24 protein-coding genes are annotated in these 20,826 nt (G+C 66.0%); 11 read left to right on the top strand and 13 right to left on the bottom strand.

Features of this window, described 5'->3' with window-relative positions; genetic code table 11:
* Positions 1 to 218: 218 nt before the first annotated feature.
* On the top strand, positions 219 to 1,001 hold the full coding sequence (locus tag JLK41_RS17050) for an SDR family NAD(P)-dependent oxidoreductase (RefSeq protein ID WP_210389429.1): 783 nt from the start codon (positions 219 to 221) through the stop codon (positions 999 to 1,001).
* Between the two features lie 64 nt (positions 1,002 to 1,065).
* On the opposite strand, the gene JLK41_RS17045 is transcribed toward JLK41_RS17050, so the two are convergent.
* From JLK41_RS17045 to JLK41_RS17030, 4 genes are all read right to left on the bottom strand, one after another.
* The gene (locus tag JLK41_RS17045) at positions 1,066 to 2,229 is read right to left on the bottom strand and encodes an EAL domain-containing protein (protein WP_047586710.1); all 1,164 of its coding nucleotides are present in this window, start codon (positions 2,227 to 2,229) and stop codon (positions 1,066 to 1,068) included.
* 114 nt (positions 2,230 to 2,343) lie between these two features.
* Positions 2,344 to 2,631 carry a hypothetical protein gene (locus JLK41_RS17040; RefSeq protein ID WP_047586713.1) on the bottom strand — a complete coding sequence of 96 codons (288 nt, stop codon included), beginning with the start codon at positions 2,629 to 2,631 and terminating at the stop codon, positions 2,344 to 2,346.
* On the bottom strand, positions 2,628 to 2,987 hold the full coding sequence (locus tag JLK41_RS17035; RefSeq protein WP_150605789.1) for a phage holin family protein: 360 nt from the start codon (positions 2,985 to 2,987) through the stop codon (positions 2,628 to 2,630). The genes JLK41_RS17040 and JLK41_RS17035 overlap by 4 nt, the downstream gene beginning before the upstream one ends.
* A gap of 8 nt (positions 2,988 to 2,995) precedes the next feature.
* Complete coding sequence (locus tag JLK41_RS17030; RefSeq protein WP_037053213.1) at positions 2,996 to 3,313, bottom strand: ElaB/YgaM/YqjD family protein; 318 nt, start codon at positions 3,311 to 3,313, stop codon at positions 2,996 to 2,998.
* Between the two features lie 370 nt (positions 3,314 to 3,683).
* On the opposite strand from JLK41_RS17030, the gene JLK41_RS17025 reads away from it, so the two are divergent.
* Positions 3,684 to 4,892 carry an ammonium transporter gene (locus tag JLK41_RS17025; RefSeq protein ID WP_037053212.1) on the top strand — a complete coding sequence of 403 codons (1,209 nt, stop codon included), beginning with the start codon at positions 3,684 to 3,686 and terminating at the stop codon, positions 4,890 to 4,892.
* Between the two features lie 77 nt (positions 4,893 to 4,969).
* On the opposite strand, the gene JLK41_RS17020 is transcribed toward JLK41_RS17025, so the two are convergent.
* From JLK41_RS17020 to purM, 3 genes are read right to left on the bottom strand one after another with little or no spacing between them, the layout of a single operon-like run.
* Positions 4,970 to 5,686 (bottom strand): DUF3108 domain-containing protein, encoded by a 717-nt coding sequence (locus tag JLK41_RS17020; protein WP_210389428.1) that lies wholly within the window; start codon positions 5,684 to 5,686, stop codon positions 4,970 to 4,972.
* 8 nt (positions 5,687 to 5,694) lie between these two features.
* The gene (gene purN / locus JLK41_RS17015; RefSeq protein WP_210389427.1) at positions 5,695 to 6,339 is read right to left on the bottom strand and encodes a phosphoribosylglycinamide formyltransferase; all 645 of its coding nucleotides are present in this window, start codon (positions 6,337 to 6,339) and stop codon (positions 5,695 to 5,697) included.
* Positions 6,339 to 7,397, bottom strand: coding sequence for a phosphoribosylformylglycinamidine cyclo-ligase (purM, locus tag JLK41_RS17010; protein ID WP_037053207.1), 1,059 nt, complete (start codon positions 7,395 to 7,397; stop codon positions 6,339 to 6,341). Before purM ends, purN begins: the two co-directional genes overlap by 1 nt.
* Positions 7,398 to 7,784: 387 nt before the next feature.
* Between purM and JLK41_RS17005 the strand changes: the two genes are divergently transcribed.
* From JLK41_RS17005 to hda, 3 genes are all read left to right on the top strand, one after another.
* On the top strand, positions 7,785 to 8,825 hold the full coding sequence (locus JLK41_RS17005; RefSeq protein ID WP_210389426.1) for a DUF2066 domain-containing protein: 1,041 nt from the start codon (positions 7,785 to 7,787) through the stop codon (positions 8,823 to 8,825).
* Between the two features lie 72 nt (positions 8,826 to 8,897).
* Positions 8,898 to 9,986 (top strand): AI-2E family transporter, encoded by a 1,089-nt coding sequence (locus JLK41_RS17000; RefSeq protein ID WP_134675432.1) that lies wholly within the window; start codon positions 8,898 to 8,900, stop codon positions 9,984 to 9,986.
* On the top strand, positions 9,983 to 10,687 hold the full coding sequence (hda, locus tag JLK41_RS16995) for a DnaA regulatory inactivator Hda (RefSeq protein ID WP_037053203.1): 705 nt from the start codon (positions 9,983 to 9,985) through the stop codon (positions 10,685 to 10,687). The genes JLK41_RS17000 and hda overlap by 4 nt, the downstream gene beginning before the upstream one ends.
* Positions 10,688 to 10,715: 28 nt before the next feature.
* Here the strand turns inward: hda and JLK41_RS16990 are convergent, their stop codons facing one another.
* Genes JLK41_RS16990 through arsC form a run of 4 tightly spaced genes read right to left on the bottom strand, consistent with a single transcriptional unit; the run spans position 10,716 to position 12,758 of the window.
* The gene (locus JLK41_RS16990) at positions 10,716 to 11,399 is read right to left on the bottom strand and encodes an alpha/beta fold hydrolase (RefSeq protein ID WP_210389425.1); all 684 of its coding nucleotides are present in this window, start codon (positions 11,397 to 11,399) and stop codon (positions 10,716 to 10,718) included.
* Positions 11,399 to 11,809: a DUF2069 domain-containing protein gene (locus JLK41_RS16985; protein ID WP_037053201.1), complete on the bottom strand. Its 411-nt coding sequence runs from the start codon at positions 11,807 to 11,809 to the stop codon at positions 11,399 to 11,401. Before JLK41_RS16985 ends, JLK41_RS16990 begins: the two co-directional genes overlap by 1 nt.
* Positions 11,810 to 11,811: 2 nt before the next feature.
* A complete protein-coding gene (gene wrbA, locus JLK41_RS16980) occupies positions 11,812 to 12,408 on the bottom strand; it encodes an NAD(P)H:quinone oxidoreductase (RefSeq protein ID WP_152489190.1) in 597 nt (198 codons plus the stop codon).
* Positions 12,405 to 12,758, bottom strand: coding sequence for an arsenate reductase (glutaredoxin) (arsC, locus tag JLK41_RS16975; RefSeq protein WP_037053199.1), 354 nt, complete (start codon positions 12,756 to 12,758; stop codon positions 12,405 to 12,407). Before arsC ends, wrbA begins: the two co-directional genes overlap by 4 nt.
* A gap of 137 nt (positions 12,759 to 12,895) precedes the next feature.
* Here arsC and JLK41_RS16970 point away from each other — a divergent pair, with 137 nt between their 5' ends.
* Entirely contained in the window at positions 12,896 to 14,113 is a 1,218-nt protein-coding gene (locus tag JLK41_RS16970) for a YihY family inner membrane protein (protein ID WP_134675435.1), read from the top strand.
* A 425-nt stretch (positions 14,114 to 14,538) separates the two neighbouring features.
* The gene (locus JLK41_RS16965; RefSeq protein WP_210389424.1) at positions 14,539 to 14,739 is read left to right on the top strand and encodes a hypothetical protein; all 201 of its coding nucleotides are present in this window, start codon (positions 14,539 to 14,541) and stop codon (positions 14,737 to 14,739) included.
* 48 nt (positions 14,740 to 14,787) lie between these two features.
* Here the strand turns inward: JLK41_RS16965 and JLK41_RS16960 are convergent, their stop codons facing one another.
* Positions 14,788 to 15,180: a hypothetical protein gene (locus tag JLK41_RS16960; RefSeq protein ID WP_210389423.1), complete on the bottom strand. Its 393-nt coding sequence runs from the start codon at positions 15,178 to 15,180 to the stop codon at positions 14,788 to 14,790.
* Positions 15,181 to 15,294: 114 nt separating this feature from the next.
* On the bottom strand, positions 15,295 to 16,701 hold the full coding sequence (locus tag JLK41_RS16955; RefSeq protein WP_210389422.1) for a PilZ domain-containing protein: 1,407 nt from the start codon (positions 16,699 to 16,701) through the stop codon (positions 15,295 to 15,297).
* Positions 16,702 to 16,731: 30 nt separating this feature from the next.
* On the opposite strand from JLK41_RS16955, the gene JLK41_RS16950 reads away from it, so the two are divergent.
* From JLK41_RS16950 to JLK41_RS16935, 4 genes are all read left to right on the top strand, one after another.
* The gene (locus tag JLK41_RS16950) at positions 16,732 to 17,208 is read left to right on the top strand and encodes a TlpA disulfide reductase family protein (RefSeq protein WP_210389421.1); all 477 of its coding nucleotides are present in this window, start codon (positions 16,732 to 16,734) and stop codon (positions 17,206 to 17,208) included.
* A 100-nt stretch (positions 17,209 to 17,308) separates the two neighbouring features.
* Positions 17,309 to 18,481, top strand: a complete 1,173-nt coding sequence (locus JLK41_RS16945; protein ID WP_210389420.1) for an MFS transporter — start codon at positions 17,309 to 17,311, stop codon at positions 18,479 to 18,481.
* A 219-nt stretch (positions 18,482 to 18,700) separates the two neighbouring features.
* Positions 18,701 to 19,378, top strand: coding sequence for a response regulator transcription factor (locus JLK41_RS16940; RefSeq protein ID WP_037053189.1), 678 nt, complete (start codon positions 18,701 to 18,703; stop codon positions 19,376 to 19,378).
* Positions 19,375 to 20,757: an ATP-binding protein gene (locus tag JLK41_RS16935; RefSeq protein ID WP_037053187.1), complete on the top strand. Its 1,383-nt coding sequence runs from the start codon at positions 19,375 to 19,377 to the stop codon at positions 20,755 to 20,757. Before JLK41_RS16940 ends, JLK41_RS16935 begins: the two co-directional genes overlap by 4 nt.
* The last annotated feature ends 69 nt before the right edge of the window (positions 20,758 to 20,826 follow it).

The following is a 20,826-nucleotide window of genomic DNA, read 5'->3' as shown; positions in this document are numbered from 1 at the left end:
CGGGCTCCTAGCTTGGGTGTTCGAGCGGGCGCCTGCAAGTGCAGGGTGCCGATGGGGGCGATGTTTCCGCTCTGCGTCCGCTGCCTCTAGTCCATATCGACGATGCACGGCAGGACGCTCTGCGTATGCTGACTGCGCATTGCCGGCCCGATATTCGTCAGGCGCCTGCTGCCAATCGCCTTGGCACCTTGCAGTGTACCGCCAACAGGAGTTCCTCGATGTCATCGACTCACGCACTTGCCGCCCTCACCAGCCCGGTCATCGTGACGGGGGCTGCCTCGGGCATTGGCCTGGCGTGCGCCGAGTTACTGGCTGAGGCCGGCAGGCCCGTGGCGCTGTGGGACCTGCAGGTCGACAAGGCGATCGTTGAAGCGGTGCGCATCAGCGAGGCCACCGGAGTGGCGACGACCAGTCTGGGCGTCGATGTGGCGGACCTCGGCCAGGTGAGTCGGGCGATCAACCAGAGCCGCGCAGCGCTGGGCACCATTGGCGGCCTGGTGCACGCTGCCGGCGTTCCCGGTACCTGCCCGCTGGAACAGCTGAGCCCGGCTGCCTGGGCGCAGGTGATGGATATCAACCTGCGTTGCTGGCCGTTCATGATTCAGGCCTTGCTGGAGGACTTCAAGGCCAGCAAGGGGGCCGCCTGCGTGGGGATCGCCTCGATCAACGCCACCCTCGGCAATGCCTTCAACCCCACCTACAGTGCCTCCAAGGCCGGCATGCTCGGCCTGAACCGCGCCCTGGCCGATGAGCTGGCGCGCTTTGGCATTCGCATCAACGCCGTCTCGCCAGGCCAGATCATGACCCAGATGATCGCCGATGCCATCGCGGCAGCGCCGACGGGGCTCAAGGAGCGTTTCGAGAGCCGCATTCTCCTGGGGCGCCTCGGTCAGCCCCGTGAAGTGGCGACTGCCGTGCGCTTTCTGCTGTCGTCCGAGGCCAGTTACATCACCGGCGCCGAGCTGGTGGTCGACGGTGGCAATATCTCCTCGCAGCGCTGACTGCAGGGCTCGTCGCCCCGTGCGGGCCCGAGCGATCGGCCATGCAGAGACAGGGGCGGGCCGCTCAGAGCCCGGCGGCGTCGATGTCCACCAGCAGCAGGCGCCGGCCGTTGTCGATGAACTGGCCGGCCGTCAGGCAGTACTGGTTGCTGGTGGCGTCGCGGTAGGTGGTGGAAAGCGTCAGGCGGCGCTCCTCCCAGCCTTCGGCGAGCAGCTGGTAGAAGTACGGGCGCCACGACCAGTTGTGGCCAAGGTAGCGGTCGTCGGCGTGCCAGGACTGCTGGCGCCACTCCAGGTTCGGCGTGAGCTGGGTGCCGTGACGGTCGCACTGGTAGATGCGCAGCAGCCACGGGTAGTTGTCGGGGGCCTTCAGGCTGGAGGCCGGGGCGCCGCTTTCCGCCCACAGCTTCAGCTCGCCCATCAGTTCGGCCAACTGCTGGCGCAGGTTGACCAGGCGCGCCCGCTCGGCCAGTTTCTGTTGCACGTAGCTGTCGCGCAGACGGGCGAAGCGGCCGACGAAGGCGTCGCTGGCGAACAGCTCCACTTCCGGCTTGGCGAACAGGAAGCCCTGCACGTAGCGGGCGCCGCACTCCAGCGCGAAGTTCAGTTCCGCCTCGGTTTCCACGCCCTCGGCGATGATCCAGCAGCCGGTCTTCTCCGCCATCTGCGCGAGGGCCTTGACCACCTCGCCACTGGGGCCGCCCCGCGCGGCCTCCTGGAACAGGCGCATGTCCAGCTTGAGAATGTCCGGCTGCAGCGCCAGGACACGGTCGAGCTGCGAGTAGCCGGCGCCGAAGTCGTCGATGGCGATGCGTGCGCCGGCCTCGCGGTAGCGCGACACCACGTCGGGCAGCCGCTGGCTGGCGCCGCCCAACTCGGTGATCTCGAAGACGATGCGTGTCGGGTCGATGGCGCTGCGCTGCAGCTGGATCAGGCTCGGCAGCGGTTGCGCCGGGCGCAGGCGGCTGATCCAGCGAGGGGAGATGTTGAGGCTGAGGAACCAGTCCGCCGGCGCCTGATGGAAGCGGCGCAAGGCATCCTCGCGAACCTGGCGGTCGAGTCGGCGCAGCGCCGCCGGTGGCGTTTTCGGATCGGCGAACAGTGGCCCGGCCGAGTGCATCCGGCCATCGGCGTCACGCAGGCGAGCCAGCGCCTCGACACCTGCGATACGGCCCGTGGCGGTGTCGATGAAGGGTTGGAAGACGGCGAAAGGCAGTCCGTCGATCACCTGGGTGTCCTTAGCGTCAGCGGTTGAGCCACCGAGTGGTGGAGGATCACTCGAGCAAGCAAGATCGCGGCCAGCTCAGGACTAGACCAGCCATGCTGGCCGTTTGCCTGCCTTTCAGCGACGTCGCAGGAGTGGCGCGACGATCAGCGCCAGGCGCGCCCAGCGACGCCAGCCCCGTTTGCCGCCCAGCAGGCCGGCCAGCGCCAGCACGCCGCCGGTGAGCAACAATGGTGCATTGCCGGTGCGCAGGCGTTTGCCGTATTCGCGCACCTGCTGCAGCGGTTCGCTGATCTGCAGCACTTCATGGCGCACCTCCTGGCGATGCATTTCCAGGCGCATGCGCAGCACGGCCTTGCGCAACTGGCGGCGCGAAGCGCCCGGGGGCAGGGTAGGCAGGGTCATGGCAGCAGTTGCTCGCGGTCTCGTTGCAGTTCCTCCAGGCTGGCGCTGAAGGGCGGTTCTGCGTTGCGCAGGCTGAGCAGCAGCCAGGCGACGCAGCCGAGCAGGCCCAGGCCGTAGAACAGGCACAGGCCGATGGCGACTTCCAGGCGATGGCTGTCCCAGTAGAGGATCAGCAGCAGCGCGGACAGACCGATCAGCAGCAGCAGGGCGAAGCCCAGGCACAGTCCGCCCAGAAGCAGCGAGCGCAGGGCCTGGTTGCGCTGGTCTTCGAGTTCGTGGGCGAACAGCGCCACGTGCCCCTGCAGCAGGCCCAGCAGCGCTGCGCCGAGGCGACGTGGCGATGGCCCGGTGGGCATGGGCGCGCTCAACGGCGGCTGATCAGCAGGCCGATGACCAGGCCGATGGCGGCCGACAGGCCCAGTGCCTGCCACGGGTGCTTGTGCACGTAGTCCTCGGTGGCATCGACCGCGATCTTGCCTTGCTCGCGCACGCCGGCCTCGGCCTTGTGCAGCGTGTCGCGGGCGCGGCCCAGGCTGCTGCGGATGTCGTCGCGTAGCGCCTCGGCTTGCTCGCCGGCCAGGCTGGCGGAATGTTGCAGGAGCTTTTCGGTGTCGCTGACCAAAGCCTGGAATTCATCCAGCAGGGCGTCCTTGGTGCTAGGCGTAGCGGCTTTGCGTGGCATAGAGCAGTCCTCTGCGTAGGGGGTGTAAGGGTTACGAGTGTTCTGTGGCGCGAGGGTTCCAAGAGGATAGTCGGGAAGTGACTGGCTTGGCGTTTGGTATAGCGCTTGCAACTTGTCGGTGCGCGAGGGTGGTCGAATGCTCCCTGATGGGGCTGTTTCGGCCTGGCTCAGGATGGCCGGATTCGCACATAACTATTTGATTAACAAGAATTAAGCATCGATTTACGAGTTTTTGGTGGTGCCATTTTGGGGCCGCCTGCCAGCACTCTTCGAGGGCGCGCACAATCGCTTGGCTGCATTGTGGTGCGTGATTTCGGGGTCGTGCCTTCGTTTGGTGCCTTTTCTTCTGCCTCTGGAGTTTTCTCGCCCGATGGAAAACATCAACAGTGCCGTGGCCACGCTGATCCACGGCTCCAATACCCTGTTCATCCTGCTGGGTGCGATCATGGTTCTGGCCATGCATGCCGGCTTCGCCTTTCTCGAAGTGGGGACGGTGCGGCAGAAGAACCAGGTCAACGCGCTCTCCAAGATTCTCTCGGACTTCGCCATCTCGGCCCTGGCCTATTTCTTCATCGGCTACTGGATCGCCTACGGCATCACCTTCCTCGAGCCAGCCGCAGTGTTGACCGAGAACCACGGCTATGGGCTGGTGAAGTTCTTCTTCCTGCTGACCTTCGCTGCTGCCATTCCGGCGATCATCTCCGGCGGTATCGCCGAACGGGCCAAGTTCGGTCCGCAGCTGTGCGCCACGGCGCTGATCGTCGCCTTCGTCTATCCCTTCTTCGAGGGCATGATCTGGAACGGCAACTACGGCCTGCAGGCCTGGCTGGAGGGGCGCTTCGGTGCGGGCTTCCATGACTTCGCCGGGTCGGTGGTGGTCCACGCGGTAGGTGGCTGGCTGGCGTTCGGCGCGGTGACGCTGCTGGGGCGCCGCAATGGCCGCTATCGCGATGGCAAGCTGGTCGCCATGGCACCGTCGAACATCCCGTTCCTGGCGCTGGGCTCGTGGATCCTGATCATCGGCTGGTTCGGCTTCAACGTGATGAGTGCGCAGACCCTTGAGGGCGTCAGCGGGCTGGTCGCCGTCAACTCGCTGATGGCCATGGTCGGCGGTACCGTCGCAGCGTTGCTGGTCGGGCGCAACGACCCGGGCTTCCTGCACAACGGCCCCCTGGCCGGCCTGGTGGCCGTCTGTGCCGGTTCGGACCTGATGCATCCGGTGGGTGCGCTGGTCACGGGGGCCATCGCCGGCGCGCTGTTCGTCTGGGCATTCACCGCGACCCAGGTGAAGTGGAAGATCGACGACGTGCTCGGCGTATGGCCGCTGCATGGCCTGTGCGGGGTGTGGGGCGGCATCGCCTGCGGCATCTTCGGCCTCGAGGCCCTGGGCGGCCTGGGCGGGGTGAGCCTGGCCAGCCAGGTGATCGGTACTGCGCTGGGCGTTGCGGTGGCCCTGGCCGGCGGTTTCCTGGTGTATGGCGTGCTCAAGGCATCCCTGGGTATCCGCCTCAGTCAGGAGGAGGAGTACAACGGCGCCGACCTCTCGATTCACAAGATCGGTGCGGTCAGCCAGGACTGAGCACGGCGCCGCGAGGCGGGGCCGGATCCAGGCAATAAAAAACCGGGCAGTTGCCCGGTTTTTTATTGCCTGTGAGATCAGTCGCGGCGGCCTGCGACCTGCTTGCCGTCGACCGTGCCTTCCTTGAGCATGATCTGGTATTCCTTGCCGTCGGTTTCCACCTGGTGCAGGCGCACCAGCAGGTGCCCCCAGTCCTTGGCGAACCACAGCACGGTCTTGCGGCTGCTCTGCGTGGGGTCACGGACGCGCTCGACCTTGATCGCATCGATCAGGCCGGCCTTGGTGCGCACCACTTCCTCGCCGAGCACGCGGAAGTCGTAGGTCTCGATCTCGTCGCCATCGACCACCTGGTAGCTGACGCTCTTCTTGCCGGCGGCGACGTCCTGTTGCAGGGCGATCTGGTAGGTCGACTTGTCCAGCAGGCCACGGTTGAGCGGGAAGTTCACGGCGTCGCCACGGTCATTGCCGATGACTTGCTTCTGCTCCCAGTCGAAGTCCTGCTCGACCTTCTTGCCCTTGCCCAGACCGCTGCGGTTCAGGCGGTAGGTCAACGGCATGAGGGTCTGGTTGTCGACCCGGAAGGTGCTTTCCTCGGTCAGGCCGGCGACCAGCATCGAGGCTTCGAAGTTGAGGGTCCAGCGGCCGTCGGCATCCTGCTTGAGGCTGCGTTCGGCGCTGCCGCTGACGGGCAGCTGTTTCCAGTCCGCGGTGTAGCTGGCGGAGAAGGGCAGCAGGTCTTCGGCAAGAGCGGGCAGGCTGAGCAGGGTCAGGGCGAACAGCAGGGCACGACGCATAGAGTCTCCTAGGTTCGGATCAGGTGGCCGCCAGCGGGCAGCGGCTTGCCGTCCAGCATTGCGCCTTGCGCACCAAGACGCAAGCGCCCTTCGGCAAACCAGCGAACCGCCAGCGGGTAGATCGCATGTTCCTGCTGGTGCACGCGACGGGCCAGGCTCTCGGCCGTGTCGTCCGGCGCGACCGGCAGCACTGCTTGTACGACCAGAGGGCCACCATCGAGTTCCTCGGTGACGAAGTGCACGCTGCAGCCGTGCTCGGCGTCTCCGGCTTCCAGGGCGCGCTGGTGGGTGTGCAGGCCCTTGTGCCTGGGCAGCAGCGAAGGGTGGATGTTGAGCAGGCGACCGCTGTAGTGGGCGACGAAACCAGGGGTGAGGATGCGCATGAAGCCGGCCAGCACCACCAGCGCGGGCTGGTGGGCGTCGATGGCCTGGATCAGTGCGGCATCGAAGGCTTCGCGGCCATCGAACTGCTTGTGGTCGAGCAGTTCGGTGGCGATGCCAGCTCGCCTGGCGCGTTCCAGGCCATAGGCATCGGCGCGGTTGCAGACCACCGCAGCGATGCGAGCCGGGTTGCCGTCGTGGGCGATGCTGTCGATCAACGCCTGCAGATTGCTGCCTGAACCGGAGATCAGGACGACGACATTGCAGGGCATCAGTGGCCTTTCAGGTTGTTCAGCTGAACCTGCGCCGCGCCTTCGGCCGCCGCGTTGATCTGGCCGATGACCCACGGCTCCTCACCGCTGGCACGCAGGCTGGCCAGGGCGGTTTCGACCTGATCCTGGGCCACGCAGATGACCATGCCGACGCCGCAGTTGAGTACGCGGTGCATTTCGTGCTCGTCGACGTTGCCTTGTTCCTGCAGCCAGTCGAACACCGCCGGGCGCTTCCAGCTGGCCACGTCGATCACGGCCTGGGCGCCTTGCGGCAGCACGCGCGGGATGTTGTCCAGCAGGCCGCCGCCGGTGATGTGGGCCATGGCCTTGACCGCGCCGGTGTCCTTGATCAGCTTGAGCAGCGGCTTGACGTAGATGCGCGTCGGCGCCATCAGCAGGTCGGTCAGCGGCTTGCCGTCCAGTTGCACCTGCTCGATGTCGGCGCCGGAGACTTCGATGATCTTGCGGATCAGCGAGTAGCCGTTGGAGTGCGGGCCGGAGGAGGGCAGCGCGATCAGCGCGTCACCGGTGACCACCCTGGAACCGTCGATGATCTCGCTCTTTTCCACCACGCCGACGCAGAAGCCGGCCAGGTCGTAGTCCTCGCCTTCGTACATGCCCGGCATCTCGGCGGTTTCACCACCGACCAGGGAGCAGCCGGCCAGCTCGCAGCCGGCGCCGATGCCGGTGACCACGGTGGCGGCCACGTCGACGTTGAGCTTGCCGGTGGCGTAGTAATCGAGGAAGAACAGCGGCTCGGCGCCACAGACCACCAGGTCGTTGACGCACATGGCGACCAGGTCCTGACCGATGCTGTCGTGCTTGTTCAGGTTCAGCGCCAGGCGCAGCTTGGTGCCGACACCATCGGTACCGGAGACCAGAACGGGCTGCTTGTAGCCGGCCGGGATCTCGCACAGGGCGCCGAAGCCACCCAGGCCACCCATGACTTCCGGACGGGCGGTGCGCTTGGCCACGCCTTTGATGCGTTCGACCAGGGCTTCACCGGCATCGATGTCGACACCTGCGTCCTTGTAGCTGATGGAGGGTTGCTTGCTCATAGATCCGGGCCTTTGGATGGGGAGTTCGTGTAGGCGCCGACTGGGCGCAGGCTCATGCACAGAGCCCGGCGCGCATAGCGGCTGGCGAAGGCGCGCGATTTTATCAGGCTTGCCCGGTAGCGGCCACTCGCACGCATGCGCTTTGTCGCCGGGCCTGCCTGCGGTTGCCGGGGCACCAGCGGCTGTTTAAGGTATAGGCCTTTGCGCACGCCGGCAGACCGTTGCATGACTGCCTGCGTTGCCATTGCTGCGTCGAAGCCGGCCCGCAATGCTCGTTCACTGTGCGTGAAATCGAGCGTTGCGGGCCGGCTTTTGCCTGGCACTGGCCGACGCTCGGGCTGTTCAGCTGCCTGCGCCGCGTGCCGCCATCCCTAGCGAGAGTTCGCCATGCGTCTGTCTGTCCGCCTGATGTTCATCTGTCTCACCTGCCTGGGCCTGCCGGCCATGGCCGCGCCGGTCGCCGAGCTGTACCAGGTCCGTGAGGCGGTTGCCGACCAGCAACCGGAAAACCGCGATGTCGCCATGCAGCAGGCGCTGCAGACGCTTGTCCAGCGTCTGACCGGTGACACCAAGGCGCTGCAGAACGCTGGACTGGAGGGATTGCGCAAGGACCCGCAGCAGATCGTCAGCCGTTACGGCTACGAAGGCGATGCGCTGGTGGTCGAGTTCGACCCGGCCAGCACCGACCGCGAGTTGCGCAAGGCTGGCCTGGCGCTCTGGGGCAGCAATCGCCCGGCGATCCTGACCTGGTGGCTCAGTGAATCCGTCGGTGGCAGCCAGTTGATCGGCGAGAGCCAGGGGGCGGCAGCGACGCTGCGCGCGGCGGCCCAGCACCGTGGCTTGCCGTTGCGTCTGCCGCTGGCCGATCTCAGTGAGCAACTGGTGGCAACCGGCGAAGCCCTGGCGGCCAATGACCCGCAGGCCTTGCGCGAGGCCTCCGAGCGCTACGCCGCCGACGCCATGCTGGCTGTGCAGGCCACCGAGGCAGGTGGCGCCTGGCAGGCGACCTGGCGCCTGTGGCTGGGCGATGAGCGCGAGCAGGGCAAGGCGGAGGCGGCCGACCAGGCGGCGTTGGCCGATGCCGTGATGCTGGCGGTCAATCAGCGTCTGGCGCCACGTTTTCTGGTCAAGCCAGGCGCGGCGCAGAGCCTGACGCTGGTGATCGAGGGGGCCGACCTGGGCCGCTTCGCCGCGCTGGAGCGCCTGCTCGAGCCGTTCGCCGCGCGCCTGGTGGATGTCGACGGGCAGACGCTGACCTACCAGGTCAGCGCCACCGCCGAACAACTGCGTGCACAGCTGGCCCTGGGACACCTGCAGGAAGTGACCGAGCCAGTAGATGCTGGCGAGCCGGTCGCCGGGCCGGACGGGACCGGCAGCGAAGCGCCGCAGGTGAAACCGCGCACCGATCAGCTGCGATTCCGTTGGTAGACTACAGGGCGGGCTGAGTGTGCAGCCCTGTCACGCGGCGCCTGGGCGCCGTTTCGCATCGAGGACGCGAGCATGACCGATTCCACTCGTTGGCTATGGATGGCCGGGCTGTTTCTGCTCGGCTGGCTGCTGTACCTGCTGCACCCGATTCTTTCTCCTTTCCTGATCGGCATCCTGCTGGCCTACCTCGGCGATCCGCTGGTCGATCGCCTGGAGCGTCATCGCCTGTCGCGCACCGGCGGTGTGGTCGTGGTGTTCGCCCTGTTCGCGCTGGTGCTGCTGATCCTGTTGCTGGTCCTGGTACCCATGCTCGGCCGCCAGCTGGTGCGCCTGTATCAGCTGGCGCCGGAGATGCTCGACTGGCTGCAGGGCACGGCGCTGCCCTGGACGCAGTCGCACCTGGGGCTGCAGGATGTGCTGCAGCTCGATCAGCTCAAGCAGGTGTTCACCGAGAACATCGGCAAGACCACCGACGTGCTCAAACTGGTGCTGGCCCAGGCGACGTCCTCGAGCCTGGCGTTCCTCGCCTGGCTGGGCAACCTGCTGCTGATTCCGGTGGTGAGCTTTTACCTGATGCGTGACTGGGACCTGCTGGTCGAGCGCATGCGTCGCCTGTTGCCGCGCCAGCGCGAAGGGCTGGTGGTGAAACTGACCAGCGAATGCCATGAGGTACTGGGCGCCTTCCTGCGTGGGCAGCTGCTGGTGATGCTGGCGCTGAGCGTCATTTATGCCTCGGGGCTGATGCTGGTCGGCCTGGAACTGGGGCTGTTGATCGGCCTGCTGGCCGGCCTGGCGAGCATCGTGCCGTACATGGGCTTCATCGTCGGGATCGGTGCGGCGCTGACCGCCGCGCTGTTCCAGTTCGGCCTCGATCCCTACCCGCTGCTGGGCATCGGCGTGGTGTTCATGATCGGCCAGATGCTCGAAGGGATGGTGCTGACGCCAATGCTGGTGGGGGATCGCATCGGCCTGCACCCGGTGGCGGTGATCTTCGCTATCCTCGCGGGCGGCCAGCTTTTTGGCTTCACCGGGGTGCTGCTGGCGCTGCCGGTGGCTGCCGTGATCATGGTTTTGCTGCGTCATGCTCATGATTTATATAAACTTTCCGGTCTTTACGGAGAGTCCAATAGCGGTTCCGATGAACCGCCGAGCCCTGCATGAAACCAATCCAGCTTCCCTTGGGGGTGCGTCTGCGTGACGACGCGACCTTCGCCAACTACTACCCCGGTGCCAATGCGGCGGCGCTGGGCTATGTCGAGCGTCTGTGCGAGGCCGATGCCGGCTGGACGGAGAGCCTGATCTACCTGTGGGGTGGCGAAGGCGTAGGGCGCAGTCACCTGCTTCAGGCGGCCTGCCTGCGTTTCGAGCAGCGCGGCGAAGCGGTGGTCTATCTGCCGCTCGGCGAGGTGGTGCAGCACGGCCCGGAACTGCTCGACAACCTCGAACTGTGCGAGCTGGTCTGCCTCGATGACCTCGATGCGGTGGCCGGGCGCAGCGATTGGGAGGAGGGCCTGTTCCACCTGTTCAATCGCCTGCGCGACAGCGGCCGGCGCCTGTTGCTGGCCGGCACCATGTCGCCGCGCGAGCTGCCGATCCAGCTGCCGGACCTGAAGTCGCGGCTGACCCTGGCGCTGGTCTTCCAGCTGCACGAGCTGTCCGACGAAGACAAGCTGCGCGCCCTGCAGCTGCGTGCCTCGCGACGCGGCCTGCAGATGAGCGATGACGTCGGTCGCTTCATCCTGACCCGTGGTGAGCGCAGCATGAGTGCGTTGTTCGAGCTGCTGGAACGCCTGGATCAGGCTTCGCTGCAGGCCCAGCGCAAGCTGACCATTCCCTTCCTCAAGGAAACGCTGGGCTGGTAGGGGCTGGCGTGGGTATCTGCCACAGTCGCTAGCCTTGCTGCTTAGCCATGTCCGCCATGAAGGTGCGAATCGCCTGTGCGCAGGCGTGTGGACGTGTCTGCAGAATGAAATGCGGCCCGTCCAGGCGGACCTGGCGCAGGTCATCGCAATGCGCGGCAAGGCTGCCGGCTGCCCTGGCCGCAACCAGCCGATCCTGTTGTGGCCATAGCTGCAGGGCGGGCACGGCGAGACGTCCTTGCGCTGCCCGCAGTCCTGCCAGGCTGCCGAGGCGGGCACGTAGCAGCGCTTGATCCAGACCGCGAACTTCCTCCTGTACCCGTCTCAGTACTGCATCCTCGACGTCGCGACCCAGGCACAGCGCGCGCAGTATCGGCGCATGCGTGACCAGTGCCGGTGGCATGGGCATGTGCCTGAACAGCGCGAGGAATGGGGACGGGCGGGTCAGGAAGGTGGCGGCGAAGATGACGGCGCGCAGGCCTTCGGGTTTTCGCAGCGCCAGGCGAAACGCCAGTGGGCCCGAGAAGGATTCACCCAGCAGTACGAAGGGGGCATGCCCCAGCTCAGCGAGCAACCTGTCGGTCAGGCTGGCGTAATCCTGCGGGCCTTGATCCGGGAGTGCGAGCGGCTGGCAGTCGACATCCCGCAGCGCGTCGAGCAGAGGGGCGAAGAGGTTGCTGCTGCCGTTGAGTCCTGGCAGCAGCACCAGACGCATCAGGCGTCTCCTGCCAGCTTGCGGTCGTACTGGAAGCGCCAGCGGGTGTAGAGCAGGGCGCAGCAGAACAGGTTGAAGCTGATCAGCGCCTCCAGCACACCGAACAGGGCGCGTGCCGGGTCGATGGCGGCGAGCACGCCCTGGATGAAGTAGAGGTTGACCACGAAGCAGGCCCAGGCGTGGGCGCGGGCGTTGCCCAGGACGATGCCGGGGGCGAGCAGCGCCAGCGGCAGCAGCTGGATGGCCAGGACCACGCCGATGCGTGCGCCGTGCAGGTCGGCGAAGGCCAGGTTCCAGACCAGCAGCAGGAGCAGCAGGGCGACGAAGCTGAACAGGCTGAGCGCGCGGCTGAGCTTCATGCGTGGTTGCAGCCACTCGAGGCTGGGCAGCGGTTTCTTCTCACGGGCCACGATCAGCGCTCCAGTTTGCTGGCGGTCTGGGCCAGGCGTTGGCCAAGTGCGCGGCACAGGGCGGTTTCATGTTCGTCCAGTGCCCGTTTGCCATCGCCGCCGGCATGGTGGCTGGGGCCGTAGGGGGTGCCGCCGCCGCGTGTGTCGAGCAGCGCCGACTCGCTGTAGGGCAGGCCGCAGAGCAGCATGCCGTGATGCAGCAGGGGCAGCATCATCGACAGCAGCGTGGTTTCCTGGCCGCCATGCAGGCTGGCGGTGGAGGTGAACACGCCGGCAGGTTTGCCGACCAGCTCGCCGGTCAGCCACAGGTTGCTGGTGCCGTCGAGAAAATATTTCAGGGGCGCGGCCATGTTGCCGAAGCGGGTCGGGCTGCCCAGGGCCAGGCCCGAGCAGTGCTTGAGGTCATCCAGGGTCGCGTACATCGCGCCGTCCTCGGGCACATCGGGGGCGACCGCCTCGCATTCGCTGGAAACCGCCGGCACCGTGCGCAGGCGCGCTTCCAGGCCGGCCATCTCCACGCCACGGGCGATCTGTCTGGCCATCTCCGCGGTGGCGCCATGGCGGCTGTAGTAGAGCACCAGGATATAGGGCGAACTCATGCCAGCAGCTCCAGCACCTTCTCCGGCGGGCGACCGACCACGGCCTTGTCGCCGGCGACCAGGATCGGACGTTCGATCAGCTTCGGGTGGCTGACCATGGCGTCGATCAGCTGCGCCTCGTCGAGGCTGGCGTCGGCCAGGCCCAGGGCCTTGTACTCGTCTTCGCCGGTGCGCAGCAGGGCACGGGCGCCGATGCCGAGCTTGCCGAGGATGCTCGCGAGCTGTTCGGCAGTAGGCGGCGTTTCCAGGTAGCGCACGACAGTGGGCTGCAGGCCTCGGGCCTCGAGCAGTTCCAGGGCACCGCGCGATTTGGAGCAGCGCGGGTTGTGATAGAGGGTCAGGTCGGTCATGGTGGCTCGCATCCGGCGTGAAGTGGCGGGTATTCTAACCGCCTGGTGCGCGGATGCACGAAAACCACCGGGTGACTCGGGTGCGACCTTTTCTCGCGGCGCACGGTCTGTTCAGGTTTGAAGGCTAAGGAGAGGTCATGCAGCGTCATCTCAGGGATTGGCTGGGGTTCTGGCTGAGTCTGTACCAGCGTTTCATGGAGAACCGCGGGGCGGGTAACGCGGCGGCGCTGACCTACACCACGCTGTTCGCCGTGGTGCCGATGATGACCGTGACCTTCGCCATGCTGTCGGCGATTCCGGCGTTTCAGGGCGTCGGCGAAGAGATTCAGGCGTTCATCTTCCGTAATTTCGTGCCCTCGACCGGCGAGACGGTGCAGGAATACCTGCGTGAATTCACCACCCAGGCGCGCCAGCTGACCTGGTTCGGCGTCGGGCTGCTGGCGGTGACGGCCTTTCTCATGCTGGTGACCATCGAGAAGACCTTCAACGTGATCTGGCGCGTGCGTCAGCCGCGTCGCGGGATGTCCAGCTTCCTGCTCTACTGGGCGATCCTCAGCCTGGGCCCCTTGCTGCTTGGCGCGGGGTTCGCGGTGAGCACCTATATCGCCTCGCTGGCGCTGATTTCCGGGCCGGATGCCGTGCTGGGAGCCAAGACCCTGCTGGCCTTCGCGCCGCTGCTGTCCAGTATCGCGGCCTTCACCCTGCTCTACGCAGCGGTACCCAACACGCGGGTGCCCTTGCCCCATGCACTGCTCGGCGGGCTGTTCGCCGCGATTCTGTTCGAGGTCGCCAAGGCGCTGTTCGGCCTCTATGTCCGCCTGTTCCCCGGTTACCACCTGATCTACGGGGCGTTCGCCACCGTGCCGCTGTTTCTGGTGTGGATCTACCTGTCCTGGCTGATCGTGCTGTTGGGTGCCGAGCTGGTGTACGGCCTGTCGCAGCCTCGCCACTGGCGGCGTGAACCGATCGCCAAGGCGCTGATCCTGCTGGTGATCCTGCGCTTGCTGTTGAAGCGTCAGCAGAAGGGGGAAGCGCTGCACCACGGCGACCTGCAGCGCGCCGGCTGGCGTCTGCCGGAGGACCAGTGGGCCGAGGTGCTGAGCTTTCTCGAGCGCGAGCGCCTGGCATGCAAGGTCGGTAATGCGGGCTGGGTGCTGTGCCGGGACCTGCACAACTTCACCCTGCATCAGTTGCTGGAGCTCAGCCCGTGGCCGTTGCCCAACGTCTCGCAGTTGCCTGCGCAGCTCGACGAGCCCTGGTACCCGAGCCTGTGCAAGGGTCTCGAGCACCTGCAGAACGAGCGCGAAGAACAGTTCGGTATCAGCCTGGCGCTCTGGTTGCCGGGCAAGGAGTGAGCGCACGCCGTCGCTGAGGGTGGCGTGAAGGATCACCGGCATTTCCGGGAGAAATGCTTGACGTTGCGTAGCGACGGCCCGGAGGGTCACTGCCAGGGATGGCAGGTGACAAAGGATTTCCGGGAGAAATGCTTGACGTCGCGTAGCGACGGCCCGAAGGGTCACCGCCAGGGATGGCAGGTGACAAAGGATTTCCGGGAGAAATGCTTGACGTCGCGTAGCGACGGCCCGGAGGGTCACCGCCAGGGATGGCGGGTGACAAAAAACGTCAGTTTGCGGCGTCACTACTCCGCGCTTTCATCAGTGCAGCAGGCGTGACGCCGAGTAACAGCGTGATACACAGGGCTGGCATGTTTCTGGCAAAGGCAGTTTCAGTTGCTATCGAACTGCCAGCAGGGCAGGGATCGCTGAGGACGCATGCAGGAATGACTGGCAGGAACAAAGTAGTCCATCTCCATCGACGCGACCCGCAGGACGCGCTGGAGCGGCTCAACCGCATCACCGGGCTGCGTTTCGCGCGCTGGCCCGAATCGCTGCTCGAACAGGTCGCCCCCGAGAATCTGCCGCAGGCTGCGGAGCCGGCCGTCGAGCAGCCGTCCTCCAATCCGGAGGCTTCCTCCGGCTGAAACGAAAACCCCGCGCAGTGCGCGGGGTTCTGGTCTTGCCGGTTCGCCTCAGGCGAGGGCCTGGCGACTTTCGCTGCTGGCCTGCTCGACGGCTTGCACGAAGAACTCCTCGACCACCAGGCTCTGCGCCGGCACGGCGGAGCGCAGGCGCACCTGCATGTCTTCGACTTTCTGCCGCACCGGCATGCGTGCGATGCCGGACAGCAGGATCTTGCCCTGGGCATTGACCTTGCCGTGGTCGACATTCACTTCGCGGCGCTTGTCACCGTCGCGGTAGCTGACCAGCAGCGACACCGGCAGGTTGGCCAGGCTCGGCAGCTGCAGCCAGGTCGCGACGTTGTATTCGGCCACGCGACCCTCGTAGGGCGTGACCACCAGGCGAGCGACATCGACGATGCGTGAGGGTACGGAGCCGATCAGCTTGTCTTGCGCTTGGGACATGATGCTATTCCAGGCAGGTTGAGACTTCAGTGCCAGGAATTATAAGCAGCCCTCGCGTGACGAAACTGTGCGCTCGACAGACAGGATGCGTGATTGGGATCGCACTTTTGTGTATCAAGCCAGACGCAAAGGATGGCGCGTGACCGACGAGGTTCCCAGGTTGCTTTCGGGCAGCGGCAGGATGGCCTGGTTGTGCACGCTGGCGAGTTGCAGCCAGAGGTGTTCTCCGGTGGCGAACTGGCCGTTGGGCAGCCACAGGCCGTGATGCCAGCCGTTGCCAGGGGCCGGGGTGCTCTGCAGCACGCCGGGGTGGGTTTGCGCGTTGGGCGCCCGTCGCAGCCACACCGGACGCGGCAGGCCCTTGAGGTAGCGCAGGCCCAGGTGCAGGCCTTCGGCGTTGAGGTGGCGCCAGCGCACCAGGGCCAGCGTGGGCGTGCCATAGGTGAGCAGCAGCACCAGTTGCCCGACCTGCAGTTGCCCCCCTTGGTTGGCATTGCACAGCAGCCTCGCGCCGCCGGGGCTGGCGTCGAGTATCTGCGCCTCGGTGCGTTGCGGCAGCTTGTCGAGCAGTTGCGCGTGAATGGCCGGCAGCCCGACCACCAGGCTGCACTGGCCGTCGAGTTCGGCACGTTCATGGCGACGTTGCTGGCGCGTCAGCCAATGCTGACGCACGCGCTCGAGCAACTGACGCTCCTGGCCGCTCTGCAGCGGGGCCGGCTCGTGCAGGGCGATCAGCAGGGCACCCAGTTCGAAGCGGCGAAGATTCTCCGGCTCGCCCTCGGCCTGCTGTTCGAATGCCAGGCAGGGCTGCGATTCGCTGAGATCGACCAGCGGGCCCTCGGCTTCGTCTTCCTCGTCCCAGGGCAGCAGCCTGGGCAGTGCCGCGAGCGGGGCCAGCGCACTGAACAGCGTCAGGCACTCACCTTCGTCCAGGTGGAAGGGGTTGCTCTGCGCCAACAGCAGCATCTGCTGGTAAAGGCCGCGCAAGGTGCTGGCCGGCTTGGGCTCGAAGGCCGCCGCGACGGGTTCGTCCAGGCACTGCTGGTGCTCGCCGATCCAGTACAGCAGGTGGCTGTCGCGCCACAGGGCCGCAGGCGGTTCCTGATACAGCTGGTAGTGGCGCAGCAGCTGTTGAGCGAGAAAGTGCTGGGCCATGTACAGGCACCAGGCCAGGTGCGGCAGGGATGGCTGGCGGCCTTGCAGGATCTGCAGCAGCAGGCGCTTGAAACCGGTCGCCAGCTCGCCGCACAGGCGTACGAACAGCGCGCTGGGCGGTGGCTGGCGATTCGCCAGGCTGGCGTAGTAGCGATACTCGTCACTGAAGCTTTGCAGCGCACGTTGCCTTTCCAGTAAGGTCAGGCCGCTGCGATTGAGCGTGAACAGCAGGCCCAGCACTTGCTGCAGGCCGTGTTCCGCTTCGAGCAGGCGCGCGGCGGCGAGTCGTTCGACGATCTCCGCTGGCGATACACTGCTGTCCTCGCGGATGTCCGGTACTTCCAGACGCAGGGCATCCAGCGTCATATCAACCCCGAGAGGACGAGGATCGAGTACATGGGCTTACGGCTCCGGATTGTCGGCAAGGCTGTTCTGGGTATTTGCGCCGGTCTACTGTTGGCCGGTTGCAGCGAAGATTTCGGACCTGATCAGCATGGACGAAAGGTAACGGCTGACAGCCTGGATGGCCAGTGGCTGGTCATTAATTATTGGGCCGAGTGGTGCGCGCCTTGCCGCACGGAAATTCCCCAGCTCAATGCATTGGCGAAGGCGCTGGAAACGCAGTCGGCGCAAGTCATCGGCGTCAACTTCGATGGCTTGCAGGGCGATGCGCTGAAGCGTGCTGCGGATGGCTTCGACATTCGTTTCACCGTGCTTGCCGAGGACCCGGCAGCGCGTTTCGAACTGCCGCACAACGATGTGCTGCCGGCGACCTACATCGTCGATCCCGAGGGCAGGTTGCGTGAGCGCTTGGTCGGCGAGCAGACCTCGGCGGGGCTGCAGGCGCATCTGCAACGCCTGCGCGAGGAGTGACGCGCCGATAAAAAGCACTGCGACGAGCAGTCGCAGTGATAGATAGCATGCTAAGCTTTTGTCGCGGCCGAATCTGCGCCGTGTTCCATGAGCTTGCCCGATGTTCGCACCCCATCTCGTTCGTGGCAGCGCCGGTTACCGGCGTGCCACCCTGGCGCTGTTCTGCGCCGGCTTCGCCACCTTCGCCATGCTCTATTGCGTGCAGCCGCTGCTGCCGCTGCTGGCTGCGCACTTTCGCGTCTCGGCGGCCAGCAGCAGCCTGGCCCTGTCGCTGACCACCCTGAGTCTGGCCCTGTGCCTGCTGGTATCCGGCGCCCTGGCGGAAAGCTGGGGGCGCAAGCCGGTGATGGCTGCTGCACTGGGGCTCGCTGCACTGTTGGGAATGGCCTGTGCGCTGGTGGACGAGTGGAGCAGCCTGCTGTTGTTGCGCGCCCTGCTGGGCCTGGCCCTGAGTGGCCTGCCGGCGCTGGCCATGGCCTATGTCGGCGAGGAGTTCGATCCCGAGGCGCTGCCCGCCGCCATGGGCCTGTACATCGGCGGTACGGCCCTGGGTGGACTGCTCGGGCGTTTGCTCGCCGGGCTGTTGAGCGACCTTGGCGGCTGGTCCTGGGCCCTGGGCGGGATTGCCTTGCTGGGCCTGCTGGCGCTGCTGCTGTTTCTCTGGTTGCTGCCGCCGTCCCGGCATTTCTCCGCCCAGCCACTGTCGCTACGCGGGCTGCTGCGCAACTTCATCCTGCACCTGGGCAACCCGCGCCTGCGTGTGCTGTTCGCCCTGGCATTCCTGCTGATGGGCGGTTTCGTCGCGCTGTTCAACTACGTGGGCTTTCGCCTCGCCGCCGAGCCATTCAACCTGTCCGCCACGGTGATCGGCCTGCTGTTCACGGTCTACCTGCTGGGCATCTTCAGTGCCGGCTGGGCAGGGCGGCTGGTGCCGCGCTTCGGTGCGCGTCAGGTGCTGTCCGGGGGCATCGCCCTGATGCTGCTGGGCGTCGCCCTGTGCGTCGGGCCCTGGCTGGGTTCGGTGGTCGTCGGGCTGGCCTTGTTCACCCTGGGCTTCTTCGCCGCGCATGCGGTGGCCAGCGGTCAGGTCGGCGCTCATGCGCAGGGCGCCAAGGCGCAGGCATCGGCGCTCTATCTGTGTGCCTATTACCTGGGCTCCAGCGTGGTTGGCTATGGTGGAGGGTATGTCTGGGAGCATGCCGGCTGGCTGGCATTGCTCGGCGTATTGGCCATGCTGTTCGTGCTGGCGGCTGTCCTGGTGCGCCGCCTCTAGGCTGTTTGGCGCTCATTCAGTAGGTGTTCAAGGAAGGTTCAGCGCCTGTTCAGTAGTCTTCCCGCAGGCTTGGCGTCGAGTCGTTGATGGCCGCGCCGAGGCCTGCAACCCTGGCGTGGCGCTTCGCTACCGACAGCGGTTGTGGCTGTCGCCGACTTTTTCGTTATCTGGCCGGGTATCTGCCCGGCCTTCGCAGTCTTGAGTAGAAGGGAGAAGAACATGAAGTTGCTGGTGGTGGAGGATGAGGCGCTGCTGCGTCACCATCTGTTCACTCGCCTCAGCGAGAACGGGCACGTGGTGGATGCCGTGCGCACGGCTGAAGAGGCGTTGTACCGTGCCGAGTCGTTCAATCATGACCTGGCGCTGGTCGATCTCGGCCTGCCGGGCATGAGCGGTATCGACCTGATCCGGGAGTTGCGCAGCCAGGACAAGCATTTCCCGATCCTGATCCTCACCGCACGTGGCAACTGGCAGGACAAGGTCGAAGGGCTCTCCTGCGGGGCGGACGATTACGTGGTCAAGCCGTTTCAGTTCGAGGAGCTGGAGGCGCGCCTGAATGCCTTGCTGCGTCGCTCGTCGGGGTTCACCAAGTCGACCATCGAGGCCGGTGCGCTGGTGCTGGACCTGAACCGCAAGCAGGCGAGCGTCGATGAGCAGTCCCTGCAGCTGACGGCCTACGAGTACCGCATCCTCGAGTACCTCATGCTGCATCACCAGCAGGTGGTGGCCAAGGAACGCCTGATGGAGCAGCTCTATCCGGGCGACGACGAACGCGACCCCAACGTCATCGAGGTGCTGGTGGGGCGTTTGCGGCGCAAACTGGAGGCGCTGCTGAACGGCAAGCCGATCGAGACGGTGCGTGGCCAGGGCTACATGTTCAACGAGCGCTGCAAGTGAAGCGACTGCGCAGCATCCTGCGCAAGCTGCGCATCCGTCTGGGCTCGCTGCGTCTGCGGCTGATGCTGGCCAGCGCGGCCCTGGCGATGCTGTTCATGCTGTCGCTGATGCCGGTGCTGCAGGGCGTTTTCCTCATGGCCCTGGAGCAGACGGTGGAGAAGCGCCTGGCCTCCGACGCGGCGGCGCTGATCTCGGCCGCGCGTATCCACGATGGCGAGCTGCACATGCCGGAGAAGATGCCCGACGAGGAGTTCGACAACCTCGATTCCCATCTGCTGGGGTTCATCTTCGACCGGGACGGCACGCTGCTCTGGCGTTCGCGCTCGTCCATCGACGAGCTGGTGCGCTACCTGCCGCACTATGACGGCCAGGGCCACGAATTCGCGCGTATCCGTGACGACAGTGGCCATGAGTACTTCGTCTACGACATCGAGGTGGACCTGCTGCGCGGCGATGAAACGGCGCTGAGCATCGTCACCATGCAGCCGACGCGTGAATATCAGGTGCTGTTCAACGGCTTCGCCTGGCAGTTGCGCCTGTGGCTGGGCATCGCCCTGCTGGTGCTGCTCGGCTTGCTGTGGTTCGGCCTGACCTGGGGCTTTCGCAGCCTGCGCGGGCTCAGCGATGAACTCGATGGCGTAGAGGCGGGCACGCGCCAGCGCCTGAGCGACGATCACCCGCGCGAGCTGCTGCGCCTGACCAATTCCCTCAACCGCCTGCTCGACAGCGAACGGCGCCAGCGCGAGCGCTATCGCGACTCGCTCGAAGACCTCGCCCATAGCCTGAAAACGCCGCTCAGCGTGCTGCAGGGCATCGGCGAGACCCTGGCCGTTCAGGAGGGCAATCGCGAGCAGGCGCAACTGATGCAGGCGCAGATCGAGCGCATGAGCCAGCAGGTCGGCTACCAGCTGCAGCGTGCGAGCCTGCGGCGCAGCGGCCTGGTGCGCCATCGCGAGCAGATCTGGCCGCTGCTGGAAGGTCTGTGCCGTTCGCTGGACAAGGTCTATCTCGACAAGCAGGTGGAGGCGACGCTGGAGGTGCCCGAGCACAGCCAGGTCACCATGGAGCGTGGTGCCCTGATGGAGCTGCTCGGCAACCTGCTGGAGAACGCCTATCGGCTGTGCCTGCAACGGGTGCGGGTGAGCGTGCAGCCGTTGCTCGACGGCTGCCTGATCACCATCGAGGACGATGGCCCCGGCGTGCCGCAGAATCAGCGTGAGCGCGTGCTGCAGCGGGGCGAACGGCTGGATGCGCAGAATCCGGGGCAGGGCATCGGCCTGGCGGTGGTCGAGGACATCATCGAGAGCTACGACGGTGAGCTGAGCCTGGAGGATTCCGAGCTGGGTGGCGCCTGTTTCAGGGTGCGCCTGTACGACTGAGGCGCATGCCTCAGTCAACACACTGCGGGTTCCACACTGCTTCCCAGAGATGCCCATCCGGGTCCTGGA

Source organism: Ectopseudomonas khazarica (assembly GCF_017915135.1).
Lineage (GTDB): Bacteria > Pseudomonadota > Gammaproteobacteria > Pseudomonadales > Pseudomonadaceae > Aquipseudomonas > Aquipseudomonas khazarica.
The sequence above is the reverse complement of the archived record's forward strand: the minus strand, read 5'-3'. Positions and strand labels throughout refer to the sequence as shown.